General features: G+C 64.6%; 16 protein-coding genes. 11 read left to right on the top strand and 5 right to left on the bottom strand.

From position 1 onward, the window contains the following. Positions 1 to 121: 121 nt before the first annotated feature. The 3 genes from LZD57_RS21215 to pnp all read left to right on the top strand — a co-directional run bounded on the left by LZD57_RS21215 (position 122) and on the right by pnp (position 3,500). On the top strand, positions 122 to 466 hold the full coding sequence (locus LZD57_RS21215) for a DUF2147 domain-containing protein (RefSeq protein ID WP_233721583.1): 345 nt from the start codon (positions 122 to 124) through the stop codon (positions 464 to 466). Positions 467 to 802: 336 nt separating this feature from the next. Beyond that, positions 803 to 1,072: a 30S ribosomal protein S15 gene (rpsO, locus tag LZD57_RS21220; RefSeq protein ID WP_233721584.1), complete on the top strand. Its 270-nt coding sequence runs from the start codon at positions 803 to 805 to the stop codon at positions 1,070 to 1,072. A 295-nt stretch (positions 1,073 to 1,367) separates the two neighbouring features. Beyond that, positions 1,368 to 3,500, top strand: a complete 2,133-nt coding sequence (gene pnp / locus LZD57_RS21225; RefSeq protein WP_233721585.1) for a polyribonucleotide nucleotidyltransferase — start codon at positions 1,368 to 1,370, stop codon at positions 3,498 to 3,500. A 309-nt stretch (positions 3,501 to 3,809) separates the two neighbouring features. Here the strand turns inward: pnp and LZD57_RS21230 are convergent, their stop codons facing one another. Further along, positions 3,810 to 6,245 (bottom strand): FAD-dependent oxidoreductase, encoded by a 2,436-nt coding sequence (locus tag LZD57_RS21230; RefSeq protein WP_233721586.1) that lies wholly within the window; start codon positions 6,243 to 6,245, stop codon positions 3,810 to 3,812. A gap of 354 nt (positions 6,246 to 6,599) precedes the next feature. On the opposite strand from LZD57_RS21230, the gene LZD57_RS21235 reads away from it, so the two are divergent. Together LZD57_RS21235 and LZD57_RS21240 are read left to right on the top strand one after the other, a co-directional pair. After that, complete coding sequence (locus LZD57_RS21235) at positions 6,600 to 7,769, top strand: pyridoxal phosphate-dependent aminotransferase (RefSeq protein ID WP_233721587.1); 1,170 nt, start codon at positions 6,600 to 6,602, stop codon at positions 7,767 to 7,769. Between the two features lie 20 nt (positions 7,770 to 7,789). Next, positions 7,790 to 8,878 (top strand): AbrB family transcriptional regulator, encoded by a 1,089-nt coding sequence (locus LZD57_RS21240; protein ID WP_233721588.1) that lies wholly within the window; start codon positions 7,790 to 7,792, stop codon positions 8,876 to 8,878. Positions 8,879 to 8,906: 28 nt separating this feature from the next. Here LZD57_RS21240 and LZD57_RS21245 read toward each other — a convergent pair whose 3' ends face one another. Further along, on the bottom strand, positions 8,907 to 9,284 hold the full coding sequence (locus tag LZD57_RS21245; protein WP_233721589.1) for a cupin domain-containing protein: 378 nt from the start codon (positions 9,282 to 9,284) through the stop codon (positions 8,907 to 8,909). A gap of 52 nt (positions 9,285 to 9,336) precedes the next feature. Continuing rightward, a complete protein-coding gene (gene hemA / locus LZD57_RS21250) occupies positions 9,337 to 10,614 on the bottom strand; it encodes a 5-aminolevulinate synthase (protein WP_233721638.1) in 1,278 nt (425 codons plus the stop codon). A 695-nt stretch (positions 10,615 to 11,309) separates the two neighbouring features. Between hemA and LZD57_RS21255 the strand changes: the two genes are divergently transcribed. Beyond that, positions 11,310 to 12,626 carry an NAD(P)H-dependent oxidoreductase gene (locus LZD57_RS21255; protein ID WP_233721590.1) on the top strand — a complete coding sequence of 439 codons (1,317 nt, stop codon included), beginning with the start codon at positions 11,310 to 11,312 and terminating at the stop codon, positions 12,624 to 12,626. A gap of 15 nt (positions 12,627 to 12,641) precedes the next feature. Here the strand turns inward: LZD57_RS21255 and LZD57_RS21260 are convergent, their stop codons facing one another. Both LZD57_RS21260 and LZD57_RS21265 read right to left on the bottom strand, forming a co-directional pair. Next, positions 12,642 to 13,073, bottom strand: a complete 432-nt coding sequence (locus LZD57_RS21260; RefSeq protein ID WP_233721591.1) for a MarR family winged helix-turn-helix transcriptional regulator — start codon at positions 13,071 to 13,073, stop codon at positions 12,642 to 12,644. Positions 13,074 to 13,217: 144 nt separating this feature from the next. Then, positions 13,218 to 13,934, bottom strand: a complete 717-nt coding sequence (locus LZD57_RS21265; RefSeq protein ID WP_233721592.1) for a class I SAM-dependent methyltransferase — start codon at positions 13,932 to 13,934, stop codon at positions 13,218 to 13,220. Positions 13,935 to 14,167: 233 nt separating this feature from the next. Between LZD57_RS21265 and LZD57_RS21270 the strand changes: the two genes are divergently transcribed. The 5 genes from LZD57_RS21270 (at position 14,168) to LZD57_RS21290 (ending at position 20,598) form a co-directional block, all read left to right on the top strand. Then, a complete protein-coding gene (locus LZD57_RS21270) occupies positions 14,168 to 15,442 on the top strand; it encodes an NAD(P)/FAD-dependent oxidoreductase (RefSeq protein ID WP_233721593.1) in 1,275 nt (424 codons plus the stop codon). Positions 15,443 to 15,604: 162 nt separating this feature from the next. Next, a complete protein-coding gene (locus tag LZD57_RS21275; RefSeq protein WP_233721639.1) occupies positions 15,605 to 16,045 on the top strand; it encodes an RDD family protein in 441 nt (146 codons plus the stop codon). A 118-nt stretch (positions 16,046 to 16,163) separates the two neighbouring features. Next, entirely contained in the window at positions 16,164 to 17,993 is a 1,830-nt protein-coding gene (locus LZD57_RS21280; RefSeq protein ID WP_233721594.1) for an SLC13 family permease, read from the top strand. 16 nt (positions 17,994 to 18,009) lie between these two features. After that, the gene (locus LZD57_RS21285) at positions 18,010 to 18,759 is read left to right on the top strand and encodes an arginyltransferase (protein WP_233721595.1); all 750 of its coding nucleotides are present in this window, start codon (positions 18,010 to 18,012) and stop codon (positions 18,757 to 18,759) included. A 306-nt stretch (positions 18,760 to 19,065) separates the two neighbouring features. Next, positions 19,066 to 20,598, top strand: coding sequence for an acyl-CoA carboxylase subunit beta (locus LZD57_RS21290; RefSeq protein ID WP_233721596.1), 1,533 nt, complete (start codon positions 19,066 to 19,068; stop codon positions 20,596 to 20,598). The last annotated feature ends 15 nt before the right edge of the window (positions 20,599 to 20,613 follow it).

Raw genomic sequence — 20,613 nt, forward strand, 5'->3', positions numbered from 1 at the left:
CGTGTCGCTCCGCATCCCAGCATTGAACGGACCGGCTTTTCACCGGCCGCCAAATCGTTTACGTTTACGTAAACGGCGGCTTGTGGGAGCGGCTGCCGGAGATCACATGGGAGGAACCGACATGTCGAAATTCACCGCACTTGCGGCGGTGGCGATCTTCGCCGCCAGCATCTCGGCCGCCTCCGCCGCGGCGCCGATCGTCGGCAACTGGCGGACGGCGAGCGGCGAGACGGCGAAGATCGCTGCCTGCGGCAAGGCCTATTGCACGACGATCCTGACCGGCCAGCACAAGGGCAAGCGGATCGGCCAGATGAGCGGATCGGGCGCGAGCTATTCGGGCCAGATCACCGATCCGTCCAGCGGCAAGACCTACGAGGGCACGGCGAAGGTGGACGGCAATTCGCTGAAGCTGACGGGCTGTGCCCTGAAGATCTTCTGCCGGTCGCAGACCTGGACCCGCAAATAGGCCGGGTCGCGACCGACATTCCGTGCGGATCGGCGGGGGCGACCGATCTTTGCGGACGCGCCGGCGTCGCTCGAGCGAGCGGCGCCGGCTGCGGGACCGATCACCGCAAACGCCGCGGCGACCGGCGCGTTCGGGCGCAGGCTCCCACGGCCAGGCCCGCCCACCGTCTCCTTTGTATCGAACCCGGACACCGGCTAGCAATCGGCGGCGCGATCCGTTATATGCGCCCCAGCATCGGCTTGCTTCCGGCGGCCTGATGCTTCACGGCCCACGCTGGACGACATCCCGGCGAAGGGCGTCACGACCCCGCAAAAACCGAAAAGAAAGGGTATCGCGATGTCGATTACCGCTGAGCGCAAGGCCGCGCTTCTCACCGAATACGCGACCAAGGACGGCGACACCGGTTCGCCGGAAGTGCAGGTGGCGATCCTCACGGAGCGCATCAACAACCTGACCGAACACTTCAAGTCGCACAAGAAGGACAACCATTCGCGCCGCGGCCTTCTGAAGATGGTCTCGCAGCGCCGGCGCCTTCTCGACTATCTGAAGTCGCGCGAGGAAAGCCGCTACCAGACGCTGATCGAGCGCCTCGGCCTGCGCCGCTGACACACCTTCCGGCGGGCCCCGAACACGATTTCGCGGGCCCGCCGGCCTTTGCCGGCCGCGACGCGCGGCCGTCGCCTGACCCCCGAGCGGGCCCTGCCCGCGACGGACCACCGAACGGTCATGGGGCAGGATTGCCGGATGCTTCCAGGCAGGCCGAAAAACGGCCGATCGCTTCCTCGACGAAGCGCCGCGCGAAGCCTCTCGCCGTCTTGCCCATGGCGCGTTTTGATAAAGAAGAACGCCACAGCGCCGCACCGGGATCTCCCGGCTGCGACGCCGAACGAAAGGCAAGAGAATGTTCAACACCCACAAGGTGGAAATCGACTGGGCGGGCCGCCCGCTCACCCTCGAGACCGGCAAGATCGCCCGCCAGGCCGACGGCGCCGTGCTCGCGACCTACGGCGAGACCGCCGTCCTCGCCACGGTCGTCTCGGAGAAGCAGCCGAAGGTCGGTTTCGACTTCTTCCCGCTGACCGTCAACTACCAGGAAAAGACCTTCGCGGCCGGCAAGATCCCCGGCGGCTTCTTCAAGCGCGAGGGCCGGCCGAGCGAAAAGGAGACCCTCGTCTCCCGCCTGATCGACCGTCCGATCCGCCCGCTCTTCGCCGAGGGCTACAAGAACGACACCCAGGTCGTCTGCACCGTGCTGCAGCATGACCTCGAGAACGATCCGGACATCGTCGCCATGGTCGCGGCCTCGGCCGCCCTGACTCTCTCCGGCGTTCCCTTCATGGGCCCGATCGGCGCCGCCCGCGTCGGATACATCGGCGGCGAGTACAAGCTCAACCCGCATGTCGACGAGATGCCGGAATCCAAGCTCGACCTCGTCGTCGCCGGCACCGACGCCGCCGTGCTGATGGTCGAATCGGAAGCCTCCGAGCTCTCCGAGGAGATCATGCTCGGCGCCGTGATGCACGGCCACCGCGGCTTCCAGCCGGTGATCGACGCGATCATCAAGCTCGCCGAAGTGGCCGCCAAGGAGCCGCGCGAGCACGTGACGCCGGATCACTCGGCGCTCGAAGGCGAAATGCTGCAGATCGCCGAGACCGAGCTGCGTGACGCCTACAGGAACACCGACAAGCAGGCGCGCTACGCCGCCGTCGACGCGGTGAAGAAGAAGGTCACGGCGCACTTCCTGCCCGAGGGCGCGGAAGAGACCAAGTACTCCAAGGAAGAGGTCGGCGCGGTCTTCAAGGAGCTGCAGGCCAAGATCGTCCGCTGGAACATCCTCGACACCTCCTCGCGCATCGACGGCCGGGCGCTCGACGTGGTCCGCCCGATCGTCTCGGAAGTCGGCATCCTGCCGCGCACCCACGGCTCGGCGCTGTTCACCCGCGGCGAGACCCAGGCGCTGGTCGTCGCGACGCTGGGCACCGGTGAGGACGAGCAGTTCGTCGACGCTTTGACCGGGACCTACAAGGAGCGCTTCCTGCTCCACTACAACTTCCCGCCCTACTCCGTCGGTGAAACCGGCCGCATGGGTTCGCCCGGCCGCCGCGAGATCGGCCACGGCAAGCTCGCCTGGCGGGCGATCCACCCGATGCTGCCGGAGCCCGAGCAGTTCCCCTACACGCTGCGCGTCGTCTCCGAGATCACCGAATCGAACGGCTCGTCCTCGATGGCGACCGTCTGCGGCACCTCGCTGGCGCTGATGGATGCGGGCGTTCCGCTGAAGTCTCCGGTCGCCGGCATCGCCATGGGTCTCATCAAGGAAGGCGAGCGCTTCGCCGTCCTGTCCGACATTCTCGGCGACGAGGATCACCTCGGCGACATGGACTTCAAGGTCGCCGGCACGGCGGCGGGGATCACCTCGCTGCAGATGGACATCAAGATCCAGGGCATCACCGAGGAGATCATGAAGATCGCCCTCGGCCAGGCCAAGGGCGGCCGCGACCACATCCTCGGCGAAATGGCGAAAGCCATCTCCGAGGGCCGCGCCGAGCTCGGCGAGTTCGCCCCGCGCATCGAGGTCATGCAGATCCCGACCGACAAGATCCGCGACGTGATCGGCTCGGGCGGCAAGGTGATCCGCGAGATCGTCGAAAAGACCGGCGCCAAGATCAACATCGAGGACGACGGCACGATCAAGATCGCCTCCGCCTCGGGCAAGGAGATCGAGGCCGCCAAGAAGTGGATCCACTCGATCGTCGCCGAGCCGGAAGTCGGCGAGATCTACGAGGGCACGGTCGTGAAGACGGTCGAATTCGGCGCCTTCGTCAACTTCTTCGGCTCGCGCGACGGCCTCGTCCACATCTCCCAGCTCGGCGCCGGCCGCGTCGCCAAGACGACCGACGTCGTCAAGGAAGGCGACAAGGTCTGGGTCAAGCTCATGGGCTTCGACGAGCGCGGCAAGGTGCGGCTGTCGATGAAGGTCGTCGACCAGACGACCGGCGAGGAAGTCAAGAAGGAAGACGCGGAAGAGGCGTGAGCCTCCAACGTCTCAGCGGGGTGAGAGCCTCAACGGACATGATGCGCGCGCTCGGAGAAACCCGGGCGCGCTTTCTGCAAATGGCTGAACGCCAGGTCACGACCGCATTCACCATGCTATGAAACTCAGCAAATTGATCGAAACCGCGTTTTGGCTCGCCCGCGAGAGCCGGCGAAGCACTCGGCCGTCGGAAACGTGGGCAAAACGGGAAGAGCGATAAGGTGGCGACCCGCGTCCGCTGGCTGGGCCCGATTTTGATACTCTGCGAAATCTTAAGGAAAATTGGGTTTTCGCGCAGGCCCCATAATTCTATGCATCAACAAATTCCAACCCAAGTCGATCGAAGACTTTTTTATACTCCACGCAGAAAAGCTCGTTTGTACTTACTTTAGAGCCTATAACGAAGCCAACCCCCTTAAATCGGCTGGTATGAACCATCGAACCCGAAGCGATTTCAGCCACATTCACGTCCGAACCGCATCTAATACTGAACGTTTCCGTAAAGAGCGACCCGTAAACAAATATATCAAGGCGCTTGTGATTGAAAATGGACGCGATCGGCCCAACTTCACGGCCATCCACAAACAGCGCCTTATTGCCGGACTTTACGTGGTAGAACGGTGATTTAACATCAACAACCCTCTTGTCCAATATACTGTTCGTAAAACTTACGTCTTCCAGTACTCTAGCTACTTGAAAATCATTAAAAACAGAGTATTTGTCACCAGCCGCCTCCCTCCGCATCCTTTCCGCGTAGTGGCGGTCAATAATTGCTATTTCACGATCGGAAACAACGCTGCGACCTGTCGTTCCATCTAAAATAACCGCTCGGACGCGGGTATCGCTAAACGTTCCGCATATATGCCGCGGAAATATGATGTAAACATCCCGCACGTTATTTGGAACACGCGCGGTAACAAATCCCGCTATACGACCAAACAGGGGGATTATACCTCTATTATTGTCTCTATAGACATCGACGACTTCGCCCAACGCGATCGTTTGCCCTAACGCGAGCACGTCAACACTACCGAATTCTTCTTTAGGGCTCAGATTATTCAAGAACGAGTGGCGCGGCAATGATGCTCGAACTTGACCAACCTCGTCGTCTGAATCATCGGCGATATTATTGTACAGCACATCGATCCCGAACCATTTCGCCGGAGCCTTACGATCCGGTTCCGCAAACTCGTCTTCGCAGTCGATTTCAATTTTTAGATCGCTTGTCACTCGAATTGAAGTGTCCGGCAATATGATATCCATTTTATCGCTTAAAAATTGCCTAATTGCCCGCGTAGCTTTGTCATACTTTGCCGCTTCCAGTCCTAAGCGATCATCGTACTTCCATTCTGCACCCTTGATTGGATTCGCGATCCGCAGCGTGATTGAATTAAGGCTTTTAAAATGCTCAAGCTGCGTTGCATCGAATAGCGATAAGGTTATCTTGCAGAATTCCCTCTTTGGACCAATACGCTCAACTACGCGATCAAAGTTTTTAGAAGTGTCCTTTATATTCAGAGCCCTAAGCTCTCTCTTTCCAAAAATTTTTCCATTCACCCTTACGCGGAAACCGCCAAGCTCGCGCTGCGATGTACCGCTCGCCTTGAGTGCCTTGCTGGCATCGTGACTGTCGTATAAAACCTGATCAACGATTCCATTGTGGAATTTGAACGCGTCATTCAGGTATAAATATCCAAGTATTGCCTTATTCAGCGGTGACGCGTTCACACTGAATGGGATTTTTTTTCCGGAGAACATTACTACTTCGCAACTCGACTGCTCTATGCTATCAAAAAAATGGTTTGCTCCCTTCTTTGATAAGAGCGTTCGGTAGAAATACTCATAATCAGATTCAAATTTCGTATTCCTGCTGGTCGAGAATGTTTCTTCAAGGGTTCTCAGCTTCGTCCGAAGATCCGCATCAGCCAAAAAATACTGGCCTACGGCTCTTGATATCCGTTCCAATTGGCGGTTCGTCCAAAAACATCTAAATAAATCTGTCAATGCACCGTCGCCATCGCCTATAATTGCTACGCGTGGACATTCTCCACTATAGTTCAGGGGTAGCGCGTTCCGGTCTTCCCAATAGGAAAATCGATCAAAGCCTGAAATCTTGCGTTCAAAAGGGAAACCCGTCGCCAGAAATATTAAATCTGAATGCACGATAGAAGATACGTCTTGCCCTACTTCCGAAAAGCAAACCTCGAAGTGGTCGTCTGGATGCGCTTTGACATCGATCCGTCGCACTTGGCTTTTAAGCCTGATGCTCACTTTTGCATTTTCTTCGTTGATAAAAAGTCTACGAAAATCCTCCAGGACGCTATTTGCAACATCTTGGGAATATCCTGAATACCAATTAAGAAATGGGAGATCAGTCGTGTCATTCAATTCGATATCCGGCCATGAGACGCTGGTCGGACTTAAGACGCGAGTTCTGTTGCGGACCTGAATTGGAACCAATTCTTTTGAACGTTCGAATATCGTGACCTCGATACCTTTCGCTGCGAGTGCGGCCGCGCATGTAATACCCGCGAATCCCCCGCCAACGACGATCGCCCTGTCAGTGCCGCCGATTTCGCCGGTGTTGAGCAACTCCGCGACGAGACGTACGGCCCTCAACTGCTGCGTGTGAATACTAACTCGGTGTGCGAGCCCTCCAAGAACATATGCTCGTTGGCCAGGGTTCGGCTTGCAGAGCCGGATTAAATCTGAGCCCGACATCGCACCTTCGCCCTTCTCATCCATCAACCTTTTTAGGGGCTCTTTTGCGCATTAACAATATAGGGTTGCGATCATAAGTGTGGAATATTTGTCTGCAAGGAATATCGACATTAAGGGGAAATTCACGGATGCGAGGTCGCCGCGGGATGAGACTTGGGCTGAAATGTACCTCAGCAGGCGGTTTTAGAAGTTATCGTCCTCCGCTTAACTCGAGCACTTCGCGCTTCCGACGGCCCTGAATGGACTAAGCGTCGATCTGCTGTTTCGCCTCCATATGTTGCCATAGCGCATCGGCGAGGGTGAGTGCTGGCTCGTACCCTGCGGAGCGTGTTATCGGGTTCCTGGCTAATGCAGTAACGTTTCCGAAAGCCCCACCCCATGCTCGACCTCTCCCGCCTGCGCCGCGAAGCCGTGGAGGCGCCTGAAAGCGGCATCGTTGCCGTCGTCAATCATGCCCGCGGCAAGGAGGGGATCATCCCCATGTGGGCCGGCGAGGGCGATCTTGCGACGCCGCAATTCATCGCCGATGCCGCCGCCGAGAGCCTCAAGGCGGGCGAGACGTTCTATACCTATCAGCGCGGGCTGCCGGAGCTGCGCGAGGCGCTGAGCCGGTATTCGAGCACGCTCTACGACCAGAACCTCGAGCCGAACCGCTTCTTCGTCACCGGCTCGGGCATGCATGCGATCCAGGTCGCGCTGATGGCGCTGGCGGGGGCCGGCGACGAGGTGGTGTTCATCGGCCCGACCTGGCCGAACTTTGCGGCTGCCGCCGGGTTGATGGGCGCGGCGACGCGGGAGGTCTCGCTCGATTCCGAGAATGGGCGCTGGAGCTTCGATCTGGGCAAGCTGAAGGCCGCGATCACCGACAAGACCCGCGTCCTCTTCGTCAACACGCCATCGAACCCGACCGGCTGGACGGCGAGCCGCGAGACGCTTTCCGGGATCCTGAAGATCGCCCGCGAGGCCGGCATCGTCATCATCGCCGACGAGATCTATGCCCGCTTCTATTACGAGGGGCCGCGCGCGCCGTCCTTCCACGACGTGATGGCGTCCCACGACGCCATCGTCTTCGTCAATTCCTTCTCCAAGAACTGGGCGATGACCGGCTGGCGGGTCGGCTGGATCGAGACGAGCCCGGCGCTCGGCCAGGTGGTCGAGAACCTCATCCAGTATTCCAACTCCGGCGTCGCCGCTTTCATGCAGCGGGGCGCGATCGCGGCTTTGACGCGGGGCGAGGAATTCGTCGAAAATCAGGTCGCCCGGGCCGAGACCGCCCGCGACATCTTCTGCGACATCCTGACGGCGACCAACAAGGTCGAGCTGTCGCCGCCCGACGGCGCCTTCTACGCCTTCTTCAAGATCGACGGCGTGACGGACACCCGCGCCGCGGCCTTCCGCATCGTCGACGAGGCAAAGGTGGCAATCGCGCCGGGCACGGCTTTCGGGCCTGAGGGAACGCCGTTCCTCCGCGCCTGTTTCCACCGCCGCCTCGACGAGGTGGAGGCGGCGGCCCACCGGCTGGCCGAGTGGATCGGGTATCAGGTGTGAAGGCCGAACGACGGGCGGGATTGTCCCGCCTGCGTGATCTCGCCCTGACCATCGCCGCGGCGCTCGTGGGCGGCGTCGTCGCCGATGCCCTCGGCCTGCCCGTCGCCTGGCTGCTCGGGCCGGTGGTCGCCGCGACCGCGATGAGCCTTGCCGGCCTCGACACCCGCCTGCCGGAGGCGCTGAAAACCTTCGCCTTCTTCGTCCTCGGCATCCAGGCGGGCTCAGGCGTCTCGCCGGAGATCGCCAGCCAGATCGCGCTCTGGCCGCTCTCCTTCGTCATCCAGCTCGCTGGCGTCCTTCTCGCGGTGATGCTCTGCTATGCCTATCTGCGGCGCCTCCTCAAATGGGATCACGCCTCGGCGCTCTTCGCCTCGCTGCCGGGCGCCCTCTCCTTCGTCGTCGCCGCTGCCTCGGAGACCAAGGCCGACATGGGCCGGGTGGTGATCATCCAGTCGATCCGGCTATTGATGCTGATCGCCGCACTGGTGCCGCTGCTCGGGGCGCTGGAAGGCGGCGACGTGATGGGGTCCTCGATCCGCCCGTCCGTCGACGGCTCGTTCGGCGAATACGCCCTGATGTTCGCGCTCTGCGCGGTCACCGCCTTCCTGGCGGCGAAGCTGAACGTTCCCGGCGGGATGATGCTCGGCGCGCTGATCGGCAGCGCGGTGCTGCACGGGGCGAGCGTCGTCTCGGTATCGCTGCCGGGTTTCCTCGCCCTGCCGAGCCTCGTCCTTCTCGGCGTCATCGTCGGCGCCCGGCTGAATGGCATCAGCCCCAAGGCCTTCCTGCAGCTCCTCGTCCCCTCCCTCGGCTGCTTCGCCCTCAGCCTCGTCGGCACCGGTCTCGCCGGCCTCGCGGCGGTCGTCTTCGTCGACCTGCCGGCGCCGAACGTCGCGCTCGCCTATGCGCCGGGCGCGCTCGAGGCGCTGACGGTGCTCGCCTTCCAGTTCGACATCGACCCGGCCTATGTCGCCTCGCACCACGTGGTGCGCTTCTTCGCCATCGCGATGATCGTGCCGTTTCTGGCAAGGCGCGTGTCGCGCCGCGAGGCGGGCGAAGAACCCGGTATCGATCGGAAGGAGAACGGGGCGAGAGCGCCGGGAGAATGAGCCCGAGCTGACTACGGCGAGAGAAGCTTCAGGCGTCGATTGCGGCGAAGACGGAAGGGCTCGGCGCTTCGGCCTCGCCGCCCTCCGGGCCCCAGGAGACGACCCAAGAGACGAAGTCGTCGCTCATTTCCGCGAAACGGAACGCCTCGCCCGCCTGGACGAGCAGTGCATCGCCGGCTGCGGCTTCGCCCGCATCGTCGCCGACGAGGGTCGTGCTGCGGCCGGAGACGACGAGAAACAACCTGTCCTGACGGTGCGGCGCCTGCCGGTCCTCGCCCCGCGGCGCGAAGACCTCGAGGGTCATCGTCCCGTGGGCGAAAGCCTCGGCGAGGAACTGGCCGTCCGGCCACTCGGCGGTGGCCGGCTTCGGCAGCGTCCTCGCGAGCTCTTTCAGCGACACCTTCATCGGCGGATCATCCTCTTCGCGGACCCGCCTTCTCGTCGTCAGGGCGGCGCGGTCAGCCGCCCGCCTGGGAGACGACCAGCGGGGTCACCTTCTCCGAACGCTCGGGGCTGGCCGGCCGTTCCGCGGCGAAGGGGATGCCGACCGCATGCCAGGTCTCGACCAGGGCGTCGCGCAGCGCGGCAATCAGCTGGTCGTCGTGGAGCGGCGTCGGGGTGATCCTGAGGCGCTCGGTCCCGCGCGGCACGGTCGGATAGTTGATCGGCTGGATGTAGATGCCGTGCTCGGCGAGCAGCCGGTCGCTCGCCTTCTTGCAGAGATCGGGGTCGCCGACGAGCATCGGCACGATATGAGTGTCCGACGGCATCACCGGCAGGCCGGCCGAGGCGAAGATCGACTTGGCGCGGGCGGCCTGGCGCTGCTGGGCGTCGCGCTCGGCCTGCGAGGCCTTCAGATGGCGGATGGAGGCGGTGGCCGCGGCCGCCAGCGCCGGCGGCAGGGCGGTGGTGAAGATGAAGCCCGGCGCATAGGAGCGCACCGCGTCGATCATCGCCCTGGAACCGGTGATGTAGCCGCCGAGGACGCCGAAGGCCTTGGCGAGCGTTCCCTCGATCACGTCGATCCGGGAAGCGACTCCGTCGCGCTCGGAGATGCCGCCGCCACGGGGCCCGTACATGCCGACGGCATGGACCTCGTCGATGTAGGTCATGGCGTTGTACTTGTCGGCGAGGTCGCAGATCGCCGCGATCGGCGCGATGTCGCCGTCCATCGAATAGACGCTCTCGAAGACGATCAGCTTCGGCCGGTCCGGCTCGGCGGCGGCGAGCAGCTCTTCCAGATGGGCGACGTCGTTGTGGCGGAACACCTGCTTCTTGGCGCCGGACTTCCTGACGCCCTCGATCATCGAGGCGTGGTTGAGTTCGTCGGACAGGATCAGGCAGTTCGGCAGGAGCTTGGCGATGGTCGAGATCGACGCCTCGTTGGAGACGAAGCCGGAGGTGAAGACGAGGGCTGCTTCCTTGCCGTGCAGATCGGCGAGCTCGAGCTCGAGTTCGACCAGCGGATGGTTGGTGCCGGAGATGTTGCGCGTACCGCCCGCACCCGAGCCCATCGCGCCGGCCGTTTCGGTCATCGCGCCGATGACGTCCGGATGCTGGCCCATGCCGAGATAGTCGTTCGAGCACCACACGGTGATTTCCCGCGCCTCGCCCTGATGCCGCCAGATCGCCTTCGGAAACCGTCCCGCGATCCGCTCCAGATCGGCGAACACCCGGTAGCGGCGCTCGGCGTGGAGAGCCTCGATCGCAGAGGCGAAATGGCGCTGGTAATCAATCATCGTGCACTCCTCATCGGAACGGTTCTAAGTCCGCCAGACCGGATTGTCCACAATCGCGACCGACGACACCCGCCGACAACTGTCCAAATAATATGACACACATTCCGGCAGGAATGACAACTGATTTTGACAGTCGACGTTCATCCTGCCGCCATTCTGCGCCACGATCCTTGATTTAGAACAAACCCAACCGGGCACGACCGGCCCCATCCATCACGGAGTTCCATCCGGGCGAGCCGCCGCGACGTCTATCGCTTGCGTTCTTCGGCCGGCGTTTCGGCGGAGCCGAGGCGATCGCGGTCCGTTTCCGCCCGGAGCGGTCCGTCTTGCGCGGCTTCATCGCCCTGCTCGCGGCTTTCCCCGGGGGCGCGGCGCGCTCGCGTCTGCTGCTTGCGGCGCATCAGATTCTCGCGCAAAGCCCGCTCGAGACGAGCCTGACGCGCCGATTTGGTCTTGTCCGACGGAGCCTTGGTCATGGCCGGGATCTAACGGTTCCAAAGTGGAAAGACCAGACTTCGAAATCGCCCCGCCGGGATTCCCGCTCCCGGGATCGTCGAGCGCACATGCGAATGCAAACGGGCGACCGGGTGACAAAGGCGCATCCAAACCGGTAGATCGGCGTTCCACAGACGATGGCGGCGCGACCGGCCGCCACGGCGTCAGCGCGGCGAAGGCCGGGGGAAGCAGACATCATGATCGACCGCATCGGCTTTGCCGCCGAGCTTGCCGCCTACACCGAGCGCCACGGCCCGGTGACCATCGGGCTCGCCGGTGCCGGCCAGATGGGCACCGACATCGTCGTCCAGGCGGCGCTGATGACCGGGCTCCGGGTCGGCGCGATCGCCGCCAACAGCCCCCGCCGGCCAATGGAAGCGATCGCCATGGCCGGCCATGGCGAGGGCCACGGCGTTCTCGCCGCCTCCCCTTCCGCCATCGACGCGGCGATCGAGGCGGGCCGCATCGCCGTGACCGACGACATCGCGGCGCTCTGCGCCAGCGGCCGGGTCGACGTCGTCGTCGACGCCACGGGCAGCCCGGAGATCGGAACGCGGCTCGCGCTTCTCGCCATCGAGAACGGCAAGCACATCGTCATGCTGAACGTCGAGGCGGACATCACGGTGGGCCGCCTTCTCGCCCGCAAGGCCAAGGCCGCCGGCACGGTCTATACCGGCTCGGCCGGCGACGAACCCGCCGCGACGCTGGAGCTGATCGCCTTCGCCCAGACGCTCGGCATGGAGGTCGTCGCGGCCGGCAAGGGCAAGAACAATCCGCTGCGCCACGACGCCGTGCCGGAGGAATACGAGGCCGAGGCGCGCGAGCGCAACATGAACGCCCGGATGCTGGTCGAGTTCATCGACGGCTCGAAGACCATGGTGGAGATGACGGCGATCGCCAATTCCACCGGCCTCGTGCCGGACGTGCCGGGCATGCACGGGCCGGAGGCGAGCCTCGAAAACCTCGCCCAGATCCTCTGCTCGAAGGACGACGGCGGCGTGTTGTCGAAAGCGGGCCGCGTCGACTACACGATCGGCAAGGGCGTCGCCCCCGGCGTGTTCTGCGTGGTGAAGCCGCGTCATCCGCGCGCCATCGAGCGCATGGCCGACCTGAAGGTCGGTCCGGGCCCCTGCTTCGCCCTCGTCCGCCCCTTCCACCTCACCAGCCTGGAAACCCCGCTTTCGGCCGCAAGGGTGGTAATGCACCGCCGGCCGGACATGGTGCCGGTCGACCGGCCGGTGGCCGAATGCGGCGCGCGCGCCAAGCGCGCCCTGAAGGCGGGCGAGACCCTCGGCCGCATCGGCACGGCCGACTATCGCGGTTATGCCATGGAATGGCGCGACGCGCGCGGCAGGCGGGCTTTACCCCTCGGCCTCGCCGAAGCCTCACGCGTCACCCGGCCGATCGCCGCCGGCGAGCTTCTCACTTACGAGAATTGCTCGCCGGACCAGAGCCTGCTGGTCACGCGGATGCGCGCGGAGTTGGACGCCGCCGACGCGGCTTTGGCCGAATAGGCTGAGCCGGGCGGGTCAGGCCCGCCCGTTCGGCAGGCGCGTGGCGTCGATCGCGGTCTCGAGGCCCTTGGCGAGCACGCTTCGCTCGTAGGTCGAGAGTTCTTCCATCGCCTTGCGGATCGAGCGCAGGGGATCGAGCTTCAGCAGTTGATGCCCCTCCTCCGTCAGCTCGAGCCGCTCGGCCCGGCCGCGGCCGATCGTGCCCATCTTCGTCACCAGACCTTTTTCGATCAGCGTCCGGACGGTTCGGGCGACGGCCCCCGAGGCGAGCCCCTGATGACGGGCGAGATCGATCGCCGTGCGCTTGTCCGCATCTGCGTGATGGATGTACCGTAGTGCCGACCACTGCGCCGGAAAGAGATGTGCGGCATAGCCGTTCGAGTGCAGGCGTCGCGCCACCTGCTCGAACAGCCCAGTGAGCAGTTCGGTTGTGTCAGTCTCCGTCATGTCGTACCAAGTTGCCCCTTCACTTCACGCGACCACCCTCAAGCAGTCATAAGCACTATAGGGCGAGAAGAACGCCCGCGCGACAACGGAATGATTGCAAAATGCGCCGAAAACTGATTCACGCGCGCAGTACTTAGAATTGTTTCAATTCTTCTGGACTGCCAGCCAGTAGATGCGCAATGGTTGCATCAGCCGGAAGCCACCTTCATCCTTCTGAGAACATTCGCGAAACCGCCGCTCTACCTCGGATTTGTGACGTTCGGCCGAGGCCCTTCTCGCCGGATCGACTGCGATCAATCCGTCGACGAATTCCTGGACGTTCGCGAACCGGCTGGTCGTTTCGAAGACGACGTTGCCCTTCAGCCCGAACCAGCCGGCGCGAACCGCATCGGCGATGGCGACGCCGGCGGCATGGCGAATCGCCGTCTCGTCCTCCACCGGCTGCATCGCCTCGAAATAGCTGCCCTCGGCCAGCGGCTCGACGATCACGAGCGGACAACCCCTCCGGCCGATCCGCCGCGCCTCGGCAAGCGCCTGGCGCATGCGGTCGACGGGGACGTGGTGGAAGGAATTGAGAAAGACCACCGCATCGAAACCGTCGTCGTCGAAGGGAAGCATTTCGGCGCCGGCATCCGCGAATCGGGCTCCGGGCGCATTCGCCCGCGCCGATTCGAGGGCGCGCGGATTGGGATCCGTGCCGGCCGCCTCGAAGCCCTCGGCGATCAACCGGGCGACCAGCCGCCCCTTGCCGCATCCGACGTCGAGAACCCGGTTGGCGCCGGCAAAGCGCAGCGTCTCGACGATGACGTCGTGCGACTTGCCCGAGGCGAAGGCGGCGTTCAGGGCCTGTGGTGTCTGCATCGATCGGGCTCCGGACATCGCCGATCCGGCGAAGGGTACAGACCACCGCGAAACGCGTGGGGGGGGGCTTCCCTCGCGAGCCTTCCTCGATTGCGGCCGACCTGTCAAAAGGTCAGACTTCGAAGCTGGCGCGACTCGGCTCGCATGGCGACACGCCGTCGTGGCGGCGGCCGGGCGTCGCTGCGCTGCGGGCGAGAAGTACCGTATCGGCGGCGAAGATCAGGAGGCGGCGAATGAGCGGGACGATCGAGGGGACGGCCGGCGGCAAGACGGGCGTCGTCGTCGCCGGCGGCGGCCAGGCGGGCTTTCAGGTCGCGGCGAGCCTCCGCCAGGGCGGCTATGGCGGCCCCGTCACCATCGTTGCGGAAGAGCCGCGGCTGCCCTATCAGCGCCCGCCCTTGTCGAAGACCTACATCAAGACGGATGCGGACTTCGACAGCCTGCTCCTGAAGCCTCGGAGCTTTTACGAAAAGAACGCCATCTCGCTGCGGACGGGGGACCGCGTCGTGGCGATCGACCGACAGGCCTGCACGGTCGGTCTGGCGAGCGGCGGGAGCCTTGCCTACGATCATCTCGTCCTGGCGGTCGGCGCCTCGAACCGCGTCTTGCCGATTGCCGGAAACGCACTCGCCGGCGTCCACCAGCTACGCACCGCCGCGGAGGCGGAACGTCTGCGCGCGGGCCTTGCGGGTGCGGCGCGCGTCGTCGTCGTCGGTGGCGGCTTCATCGGCCTCGAAGTGGCGGCCGCGCTGCGCGCGCTGGAAAAACAGGTCACCGTCGTCGAGGCGGCCGACCGGCTGATGGGCCGGACCGTATCGCGGGAAGTCTCGCGCTTCTTCCTCGACGAACACCGCAAGATGGGCACCGAGATCCGCCTCGGCGCCGCCGTCGCGGCGGTACTCGGCGAAGACCGAGCCCGGGCCGTCCGGCTGTCGGATGGGGAGGAGCTCGCCGCCGATCTCGTCCTGATCGCCGCCGGCGTCACGCCGAACGACCAGCTCGCCGCCGAGGCGGGGCTCGAAACCCGGAACGGCATCCTCGTCGACCACCATATGGCGACGGCCGATCCGCGGATCTTCGCCATCGGTGACTGCGCCGCCTTCCATTCGCCCTTCGCCGAGAGGATCGTCCGGCTGGAATCGGTGCAGAACGCCGTCGACCAGGCCAAGCTCGTCGCCGAAAGGATCATCTCCGGCGCGGCGTCGCTCCCGCCCTATCGCGCCGTCCCCTGGTTCTGGAGCGACCAGGGCCCGTTCAAGCTGCAGATCGTCGGGCTGACGGCGGGGGCGGACCATGTCGAGACCGCCGGGCTCGGCGAGGCGGGCAAGCTCGTCGCCTACTGCTTCAAAGGCGAAAGGCTGCTCGGCATCGAGACGGTCAACCGGCCGGGCGAACACATGCTCGGGCGGCGTCTTCTCGCCGAAGACCTCGTCGTCGCCCGCAACGAGGTGGCGCGCGAGGGCTTCGACCTGAAGGCCCATGTCGCAGCATTGAAACGGCAGGGCTGACCTCGCCCGGTGCCGGCCTTTCGCGGCAGGGCGCGTCATGGCCGGGTCATTGCACGCTCGCCCTCCAGTTCCCATCTCAGGACCGCAGCCGGGCTGCATCGTCCGGCAATGTCCTTGGGAGAATGAAAGACCGTGACCGAGACCACGCTCACCGCACCGCGCATGGATCATCTCGACGCGCCACGCGCCTATCGGGGCGTGCGGAGCAGGCGAATGCTGGCCTTCGTCTTCGACTATACGCTGGTTCTCCTGCTCTGCGTCCCGGCCGCCGTGGTGATCTTTCTCCTCGGCATCGTCTCCTTCGGCTTTGCCTGGGGACTCTACGCATTCCTGTTTCCGGTCGTGGCGATCTTCTACATCGCCTTCACCATGGGGGGCAGCCGGCAGGCAACGCCCGGCATGCGGTTCGCCGGCGTCACCGTCGCAAGGCTCGACGGCGGCCGGGTCGATCCGACGCTGGCGGTCCTCCACGGGGTCCTGTTCTGGGCGGCGAACGCCGTCCTGACGCCGTTCGTGCTGCTCGTCGCCCTGTTCACTCCGCGCAAGCAGCTGTTGCACGACCTTCTGCTCGGCACCGTCGTCGTTCGCGACATGGAGGCCTGAGCCCCTCCCGGCCCGACCGATGGGCCGGCTGCGAGGGCGAAGGAATCTCGGGCGACCGGGTTGTCAGCCGGCTTTCGGCCGGAGATAACGGCGCGGGGACAACAGCTCGCGTCGGTTCATGGATCTCTTGCACATCTGGCTCACCTATCTTCTCATCCTGGTGAGCATGATAGGCTACGCCCTGGAGCGCTGGCCGATCGAAGGGGTGGCCGCGGCATCCCTCGCCGCCTTTCTGGTGCTGTTCTCCGCGTTTCCCTATTCCGACGCGTCCGGCGCTCCGGTCACCACCTCCGACCTCCTCTCCGGCTTCGCCAATCCGGCACTGATCACCGTGATGGCGCTGCTCATCGTCGGCCAGGGCCTGTTCGCGACCGATGCCATGTCGCGGCCGACCGCCTGGCTGACGAAGCTCGGCGGCAATGTCGGGGCGGCGGCCGTGGCCATCGTCCTGGTTTCCGCCGCGACGCTTTCCGCCTTTCTGAACAACACGCCGGTCGTCGTCATCTTCATCCCGATCCTGACGATGCTCGCCACCCAGCGGGGCATCTCGCCCAACCATGTCTTCATGCCGCTGTCGTTCCTGTCGATTCTCGGCGGCGTGACCACGCTGATCGGATCGTCCACCAATCTGCTCGTCGCCGGCGTCGCCCTGCGCTCGGGCATCGAGATCGGCTTCTTCGACATCACGGTGCCGGGCCTTGCCATCGCCGTCATCGGAGCGCTCTACGTCATCCGGGTGATGCCGCGGATCCTGACCCCGCGCGAGGCGCAGGACGGCGGCCGCGTCCTCGACCCCGGCGGCAAACAGTTCCTCGGCGAGATCGACGTCACCGAGGGGCACGATTTCCTCGGGCTGAAGGCGCGTGCGGGGCTGTTTCGCGGTCTCGGCGACCTGACGCCGCGGATGATCATCCGCAACGACCAGACCATCCTGCCGCCCTTCGACGACATCGAACTCGCCGTCGGCGACAGGCTGATCGTCACGGCGACGCGCAGGGCCTTCTCGCGGGCGCTGTCGCGCGGCAATCTCAAGGTGAAGACGCTGGATCCCTCCGGCGGCGACCAGGCCGGCACGACCAACAAGATCGGCCCGGACATGGTGATGGCCGAAGCGGTGGTGGCGCCGGGCTCGCGCTATGCCGGCCGGACCATGCAGTTCTCCGGCCTCAGGACCCAGTTCGGCATCACCCTCTTCGGCCTGCAGAGGAAGAGCCGCATGGCGCGGGCGGCGCTGTCCGAGATCCGCCTCGAGCCGGGCGATACCCTCCTCCTGTGCGGACGCGAGGCGAACATCTCGGCGCTGCGCGGCAATCACGACCTCCTGCTGTTGGAATATTCCGCCCAGGCCATCCCGCAATCGGCGAAGGCGCTGCTCGCCACGCTGATCTTCGTCGCCATCGTGTCGTTCTCGGCGGCCGGCATTCTGCCGATCGAGGTACTGTCCGTCTGCGGCGCCATCGCCATGGTGGCGACCGGCTGCCTCACCATCGGCGAGGCGGCGCGTTCCTTCGACCGGTCGATCTTCATGCTGGTCGGCGCCGCGATCGCGGCGGCCACCGCTCTCGAGCGCACCGGCGGCGCCCGCCTCATCGCCGACGGCGCCCTGACGGCCCTCGACGGCGCCTCGCCGGTGGTGCTCCTGTCGGGACTCTTCCTGGTGGTGGCGATCTTCACCAACTTCCTGTCGAACAACGCCACGGCGGTCCTGTTCACGCCGATCGCCCTCGACATCGCCCGTCGCCTGGGAAGTTCGCCGGAACCGTGGCTCGCCTGCGTCATTTTCGGGGCGAACGCCTCTTTCGCGACGCCGATCGGCTATCAGACCAATCTCCTCGTCATGGGGCCGGGACGCTATCGTTTCGTCGACTTCGTGAAGGCGGGAGTTCCCCTCGTCCTCCTGGTGTGGTTAACATTCACTCTCGTCGCACCATGGTATTACGGGCTTTGACTTTTCGGGATAGCACGTGACCGTCCATCACCCGCAGACGCCGCAGTTCTTCCTGACGTCGCCGTCCTCCTGTCCCTATCTTCCCGGACGGGCCGAACGGAAGGTCTTCACCCACCTCGTGGGGGAGCGGGCGCCGGGCCTTCTCGACCTGCTCAGCCAAGGCGGCTTCCGCCGCAGCCAGAACATCGCCTATCGCCCCGCCTGCGAGCACTGCCGCGCCTGCGTTTCGGTTCGCATCGTCGCCGACGAGTTCTCGCCCGGCAAGTCGATGAAGCGGGTGCTGGCGAAGAACCGCGACCTCGTCGGCCGGATGTCGTCGCCGAGCCCGTCGAGCGAGCAGTACGCGCTGTTTCGCCGTTACATCGACCATCGCCACGCCCATGGCGGCATGGCCGAGATGAGCGTCCTCGACTATGCGATGATGGTGGAGGACAGCCAGGTCGACACGCGGCTGATCGAATATCGCCGCCGCGGCCCGGACTCCGCCTTTTCCGCCGCCTCGGACGGCGATCTCGTCGCCGTCGCCCTGTCGGACGTCATGGCCGACGGCATGTCGATGGTCTATTCCTTCTTCGACCCCTTCGAGGACGAGCGCAGCCTCGGCACCTACATGATCCTCGATCACATCGAGCGGACGAGGAAGCTCGGGCTCAACTATCTCTATCTCGGCTACTGGGTCGATGGCTCGAAGAAGATGGCCTACAAGATCCGTTTCCAGCCCCAGGAACATCTCACCCCGAACGGCTGGGAGCGCTACGAGGGGTGAGGCGTCGGACGCTGGCGCGGCGATGGCCCGCCCGGGACGCGTTCCCGCTCATCGGCGATCGAACGGCCGGACGACAATTCCCTCCAAACGGGTGACCGCGCCTGCCGATCGCGCAACGGCGCGCCGGCCCGCATTCCCAACGCCGCGATCGTCATGACCACGCCGCCCGTGACGAGGGCGAGGCCGAACCACCGTCGCCACCAAAGTTTCTGGACTTTGCCGGCCACCGTTTCATCTAGGATGCTCGCATGTCGGCGTGATTCTCCGGAGCCGTCGGCGGCGGTGCGTGAAGGAGGAGGCAAGCCGATGCTCGACATCATCCAGCAGCTGGAGACGCGGCGGGAGGAGGCGCGGCTCGGCGGCGGCGAAAAGCGCATCGCAGCCCAGCACGCCAAGGGCAAACTCACGGCGAGAGAGCGCATCGACGCCCTCCTCGACCCAGGCTCCTTCGAGGAATACGACACCTTCAAGACCCACCGCTCCACCGATTTCGGCATGGCGGCACAGCAGATCCCCGGCGACGGCGTCGTCACCGGCTGGGGCACCATCGAGGGACGGCCCGTCTACGTCTTCTCCCAGGACTTCACCGTCTTCGGCGGCTCGCTGTCGGAGACCCACGCGGAGAAGATCTGCAAGATCATGGACCTCGCCGTCCAGAACGGCGTGCCGCTGATCGGGCTGAACGATTCCGGCGGCGCCCGCATCCAGGAAGGGGTCGCCTCGCTCGGCGGCTATGCCGAGGTGTTCTGGCGCAACGTCCAGGCGTCGGGCGTGATCCCGCAGATCTCCGTCGTCATGGGCCCCTGCGCCGGCGGCGCGGTCTATTCCCCGGCGATGACCGACTTCGTCTACATGGTGCGCGACACCTCCTACATGTTCGTCACCGGGCCCGACGTCGTGAAGACCGTCACCGGCGAGGTGGTGACGGCCGAGGAACTCGGCGGCGCCGGCACCCATTCGAAGAAGAGCTCGGTCGCCGACGGGGCGTTCGAGAACGACGTCGAGGCGCTGACCGAGATGCGCCGGCTGTTCTCCTTCCTGCCGCTCTCCTCCCGCGACAAGCCGCCGGTCTACGAGACCCTCGACGATCCGGCGCGAACCGAGATGTCGCTCGACACCCTGATCCCGGACAATCCCAACAAGCCCTACGACATGGGCGAACTGATCGAGAAGGTCGCCGACGAGGGCGACGTCTTCGAGATCCAGAAGGACTTCGCCGGCAACGTCGTCACCGCCTTCGTCCGGCTGAACGGCTCGACGGTGGGCGTCGTCGCCAACCAGCCGATGGTGCTCGCCGGTTGTCTCGACATCGATTCCTCCCGCAAGGCCGCCCGCTTCGTGCGCTTCTGCGATGCCTTCAACATTCCGATCCTCACCCTCGTCGACGTGCCCGGCTTCCTGCCCGGCGTCTCCCAGGAACTCGGCGGCATCATCAAGCACGGGGCGAAGCTGCTCTTCGCCTATGCCGAGGCGACGGTGCCGAAGGTCACCGTCATCACGCGAAAAGCCTATGGCGGCGCCTATGACGTCATGGCCTCGAAACACATCCGCGCCGACGTCAACTATGCCTGGCCCTCGGCCCAGATCGCCGTGATGGGGGCGAAAGGCGCGGCCGAGATCATCCACCGCAAGGATGCCGGCGACGCCGAGAAGCTGGCCGCCCACACCAGGGAATACGAGGATCGCTTCGCCAATCCCTTCATCGCCGCCCAGCGCGGCTTCGTCGACGAGGTGATCATGCCCCATTCGACGCGCCGGCGGGTGATCCGCGCCTTCGAGATGCTGAAGACGAAAGAGGTCGCCGCGCCGAAGCGCAAGCACGACAACATTCCGCTCTGATGACGAGGCGGCCGG

It is taken from the genome of Jiella avicenniae (assembly GCF_021390325.1).
GTDB classification, from domain to species: Bacteria; Pseudomonadota; Alphaproteobacteria; order Rhizobiales; family Rhizobiaceae; genus Jiella; species Jiella avicenniae.

Excerpts from the sequence above, each read along its gene's own strand:
- LZD57_RS21215 (WP_233721583.1), top strand. The coding sequence starts at position 122 with ATGTCGAAATTCACCGCACTTGCGGCGGTGGCGATCTTCGCCGCCAGC.
- LZD57_RS21260 (WP_233721591.1), bottom strand. The coding sequence starts at position 13,073 with ATGACGGAGACTGACACAACCGAACTGCTCACTGGGCTGTTCGAGCAG.
- LZD57_RS21290 (WP_233721596.1), top strand. The coding sequence starts at position 19,066 with ATGCTCGACATCATCCAGCAGCTGGAGACGCGGCGGGAGGAGGCGCGG.
- LZD57_RS21280 (WP_233721594.1), top strand. The coding sequence starts at position 16,164 with ATGGATCTCTTGCACATCTGGCTCACCTATCTTCTCATCCTGGTGAGC.
- LZD57_RS21265 (WP_233721592.1), bottom strand. The coding sequence starts at position 13,934 with ATGCAGACACCACAGGCCCTGAACGCCGCCTTCGCCTCGGGCAAGTCG.
- LZD57_RS21230 (WP_233721586.1), bottom strand. The coding sequence starts at position 6,245 with ATGGATGAGAAGGGCGAAGGTGCGATGTCGGGCTCAGATTTAATCCGG.
- rpsO (WP_233721584.1), top strand. The coding sequence starts at position 803 with ATGTCGATTACCGCTGAGCGCAAGGCCGCGCTTCTCACCGAATACGCG.
- LZD57_RS21245 (WP_233721589.1), bottom strand. The coding sequence starts at position 9,284 with ATGAAGGTGTCGCTGAAAGAGCTCGCGAGGACGCTGCCGAAGCCGGCC.
- pnp (WP_233721585.1), top strand. The coding sequence starts at position 1,368 with ATGTTCAACACCCACAAGGTGGAAATCGACTGGGCGGGCCGCCCGCTC.
- LZD57_RS21235 (WP_233721587.1), top strand. The coding sequence starts at position 6,600 with ATGCTCGACCTCTCCCGCCTGCGCCGCGAAGCCGTGGAGGCGCCTGAA.
- LZD57_RS21270 (WP_233721593.1), top strand. The coding sequence starts at position 14,168 with ATGAGCGGGACGATCGAGGGGACGGCCGGCGGCAAGACGGGCGTCGTC.
- LZD57_RS21275 (WP_233721639.1), top strand. The coding sequence starts at position 15,605 with ATGGATCATCTCGACGCGCCACGCGCCTATCGGGGCGTGCGGAGCAGG.
- LZD57_RS21255 (WP_233721590.1), top strand. The coding sequence starts at position 11,310 with ATGATCGACCGCATCGGCTTTGCCGCCGAGCTTGCCGCCTACACCGAG.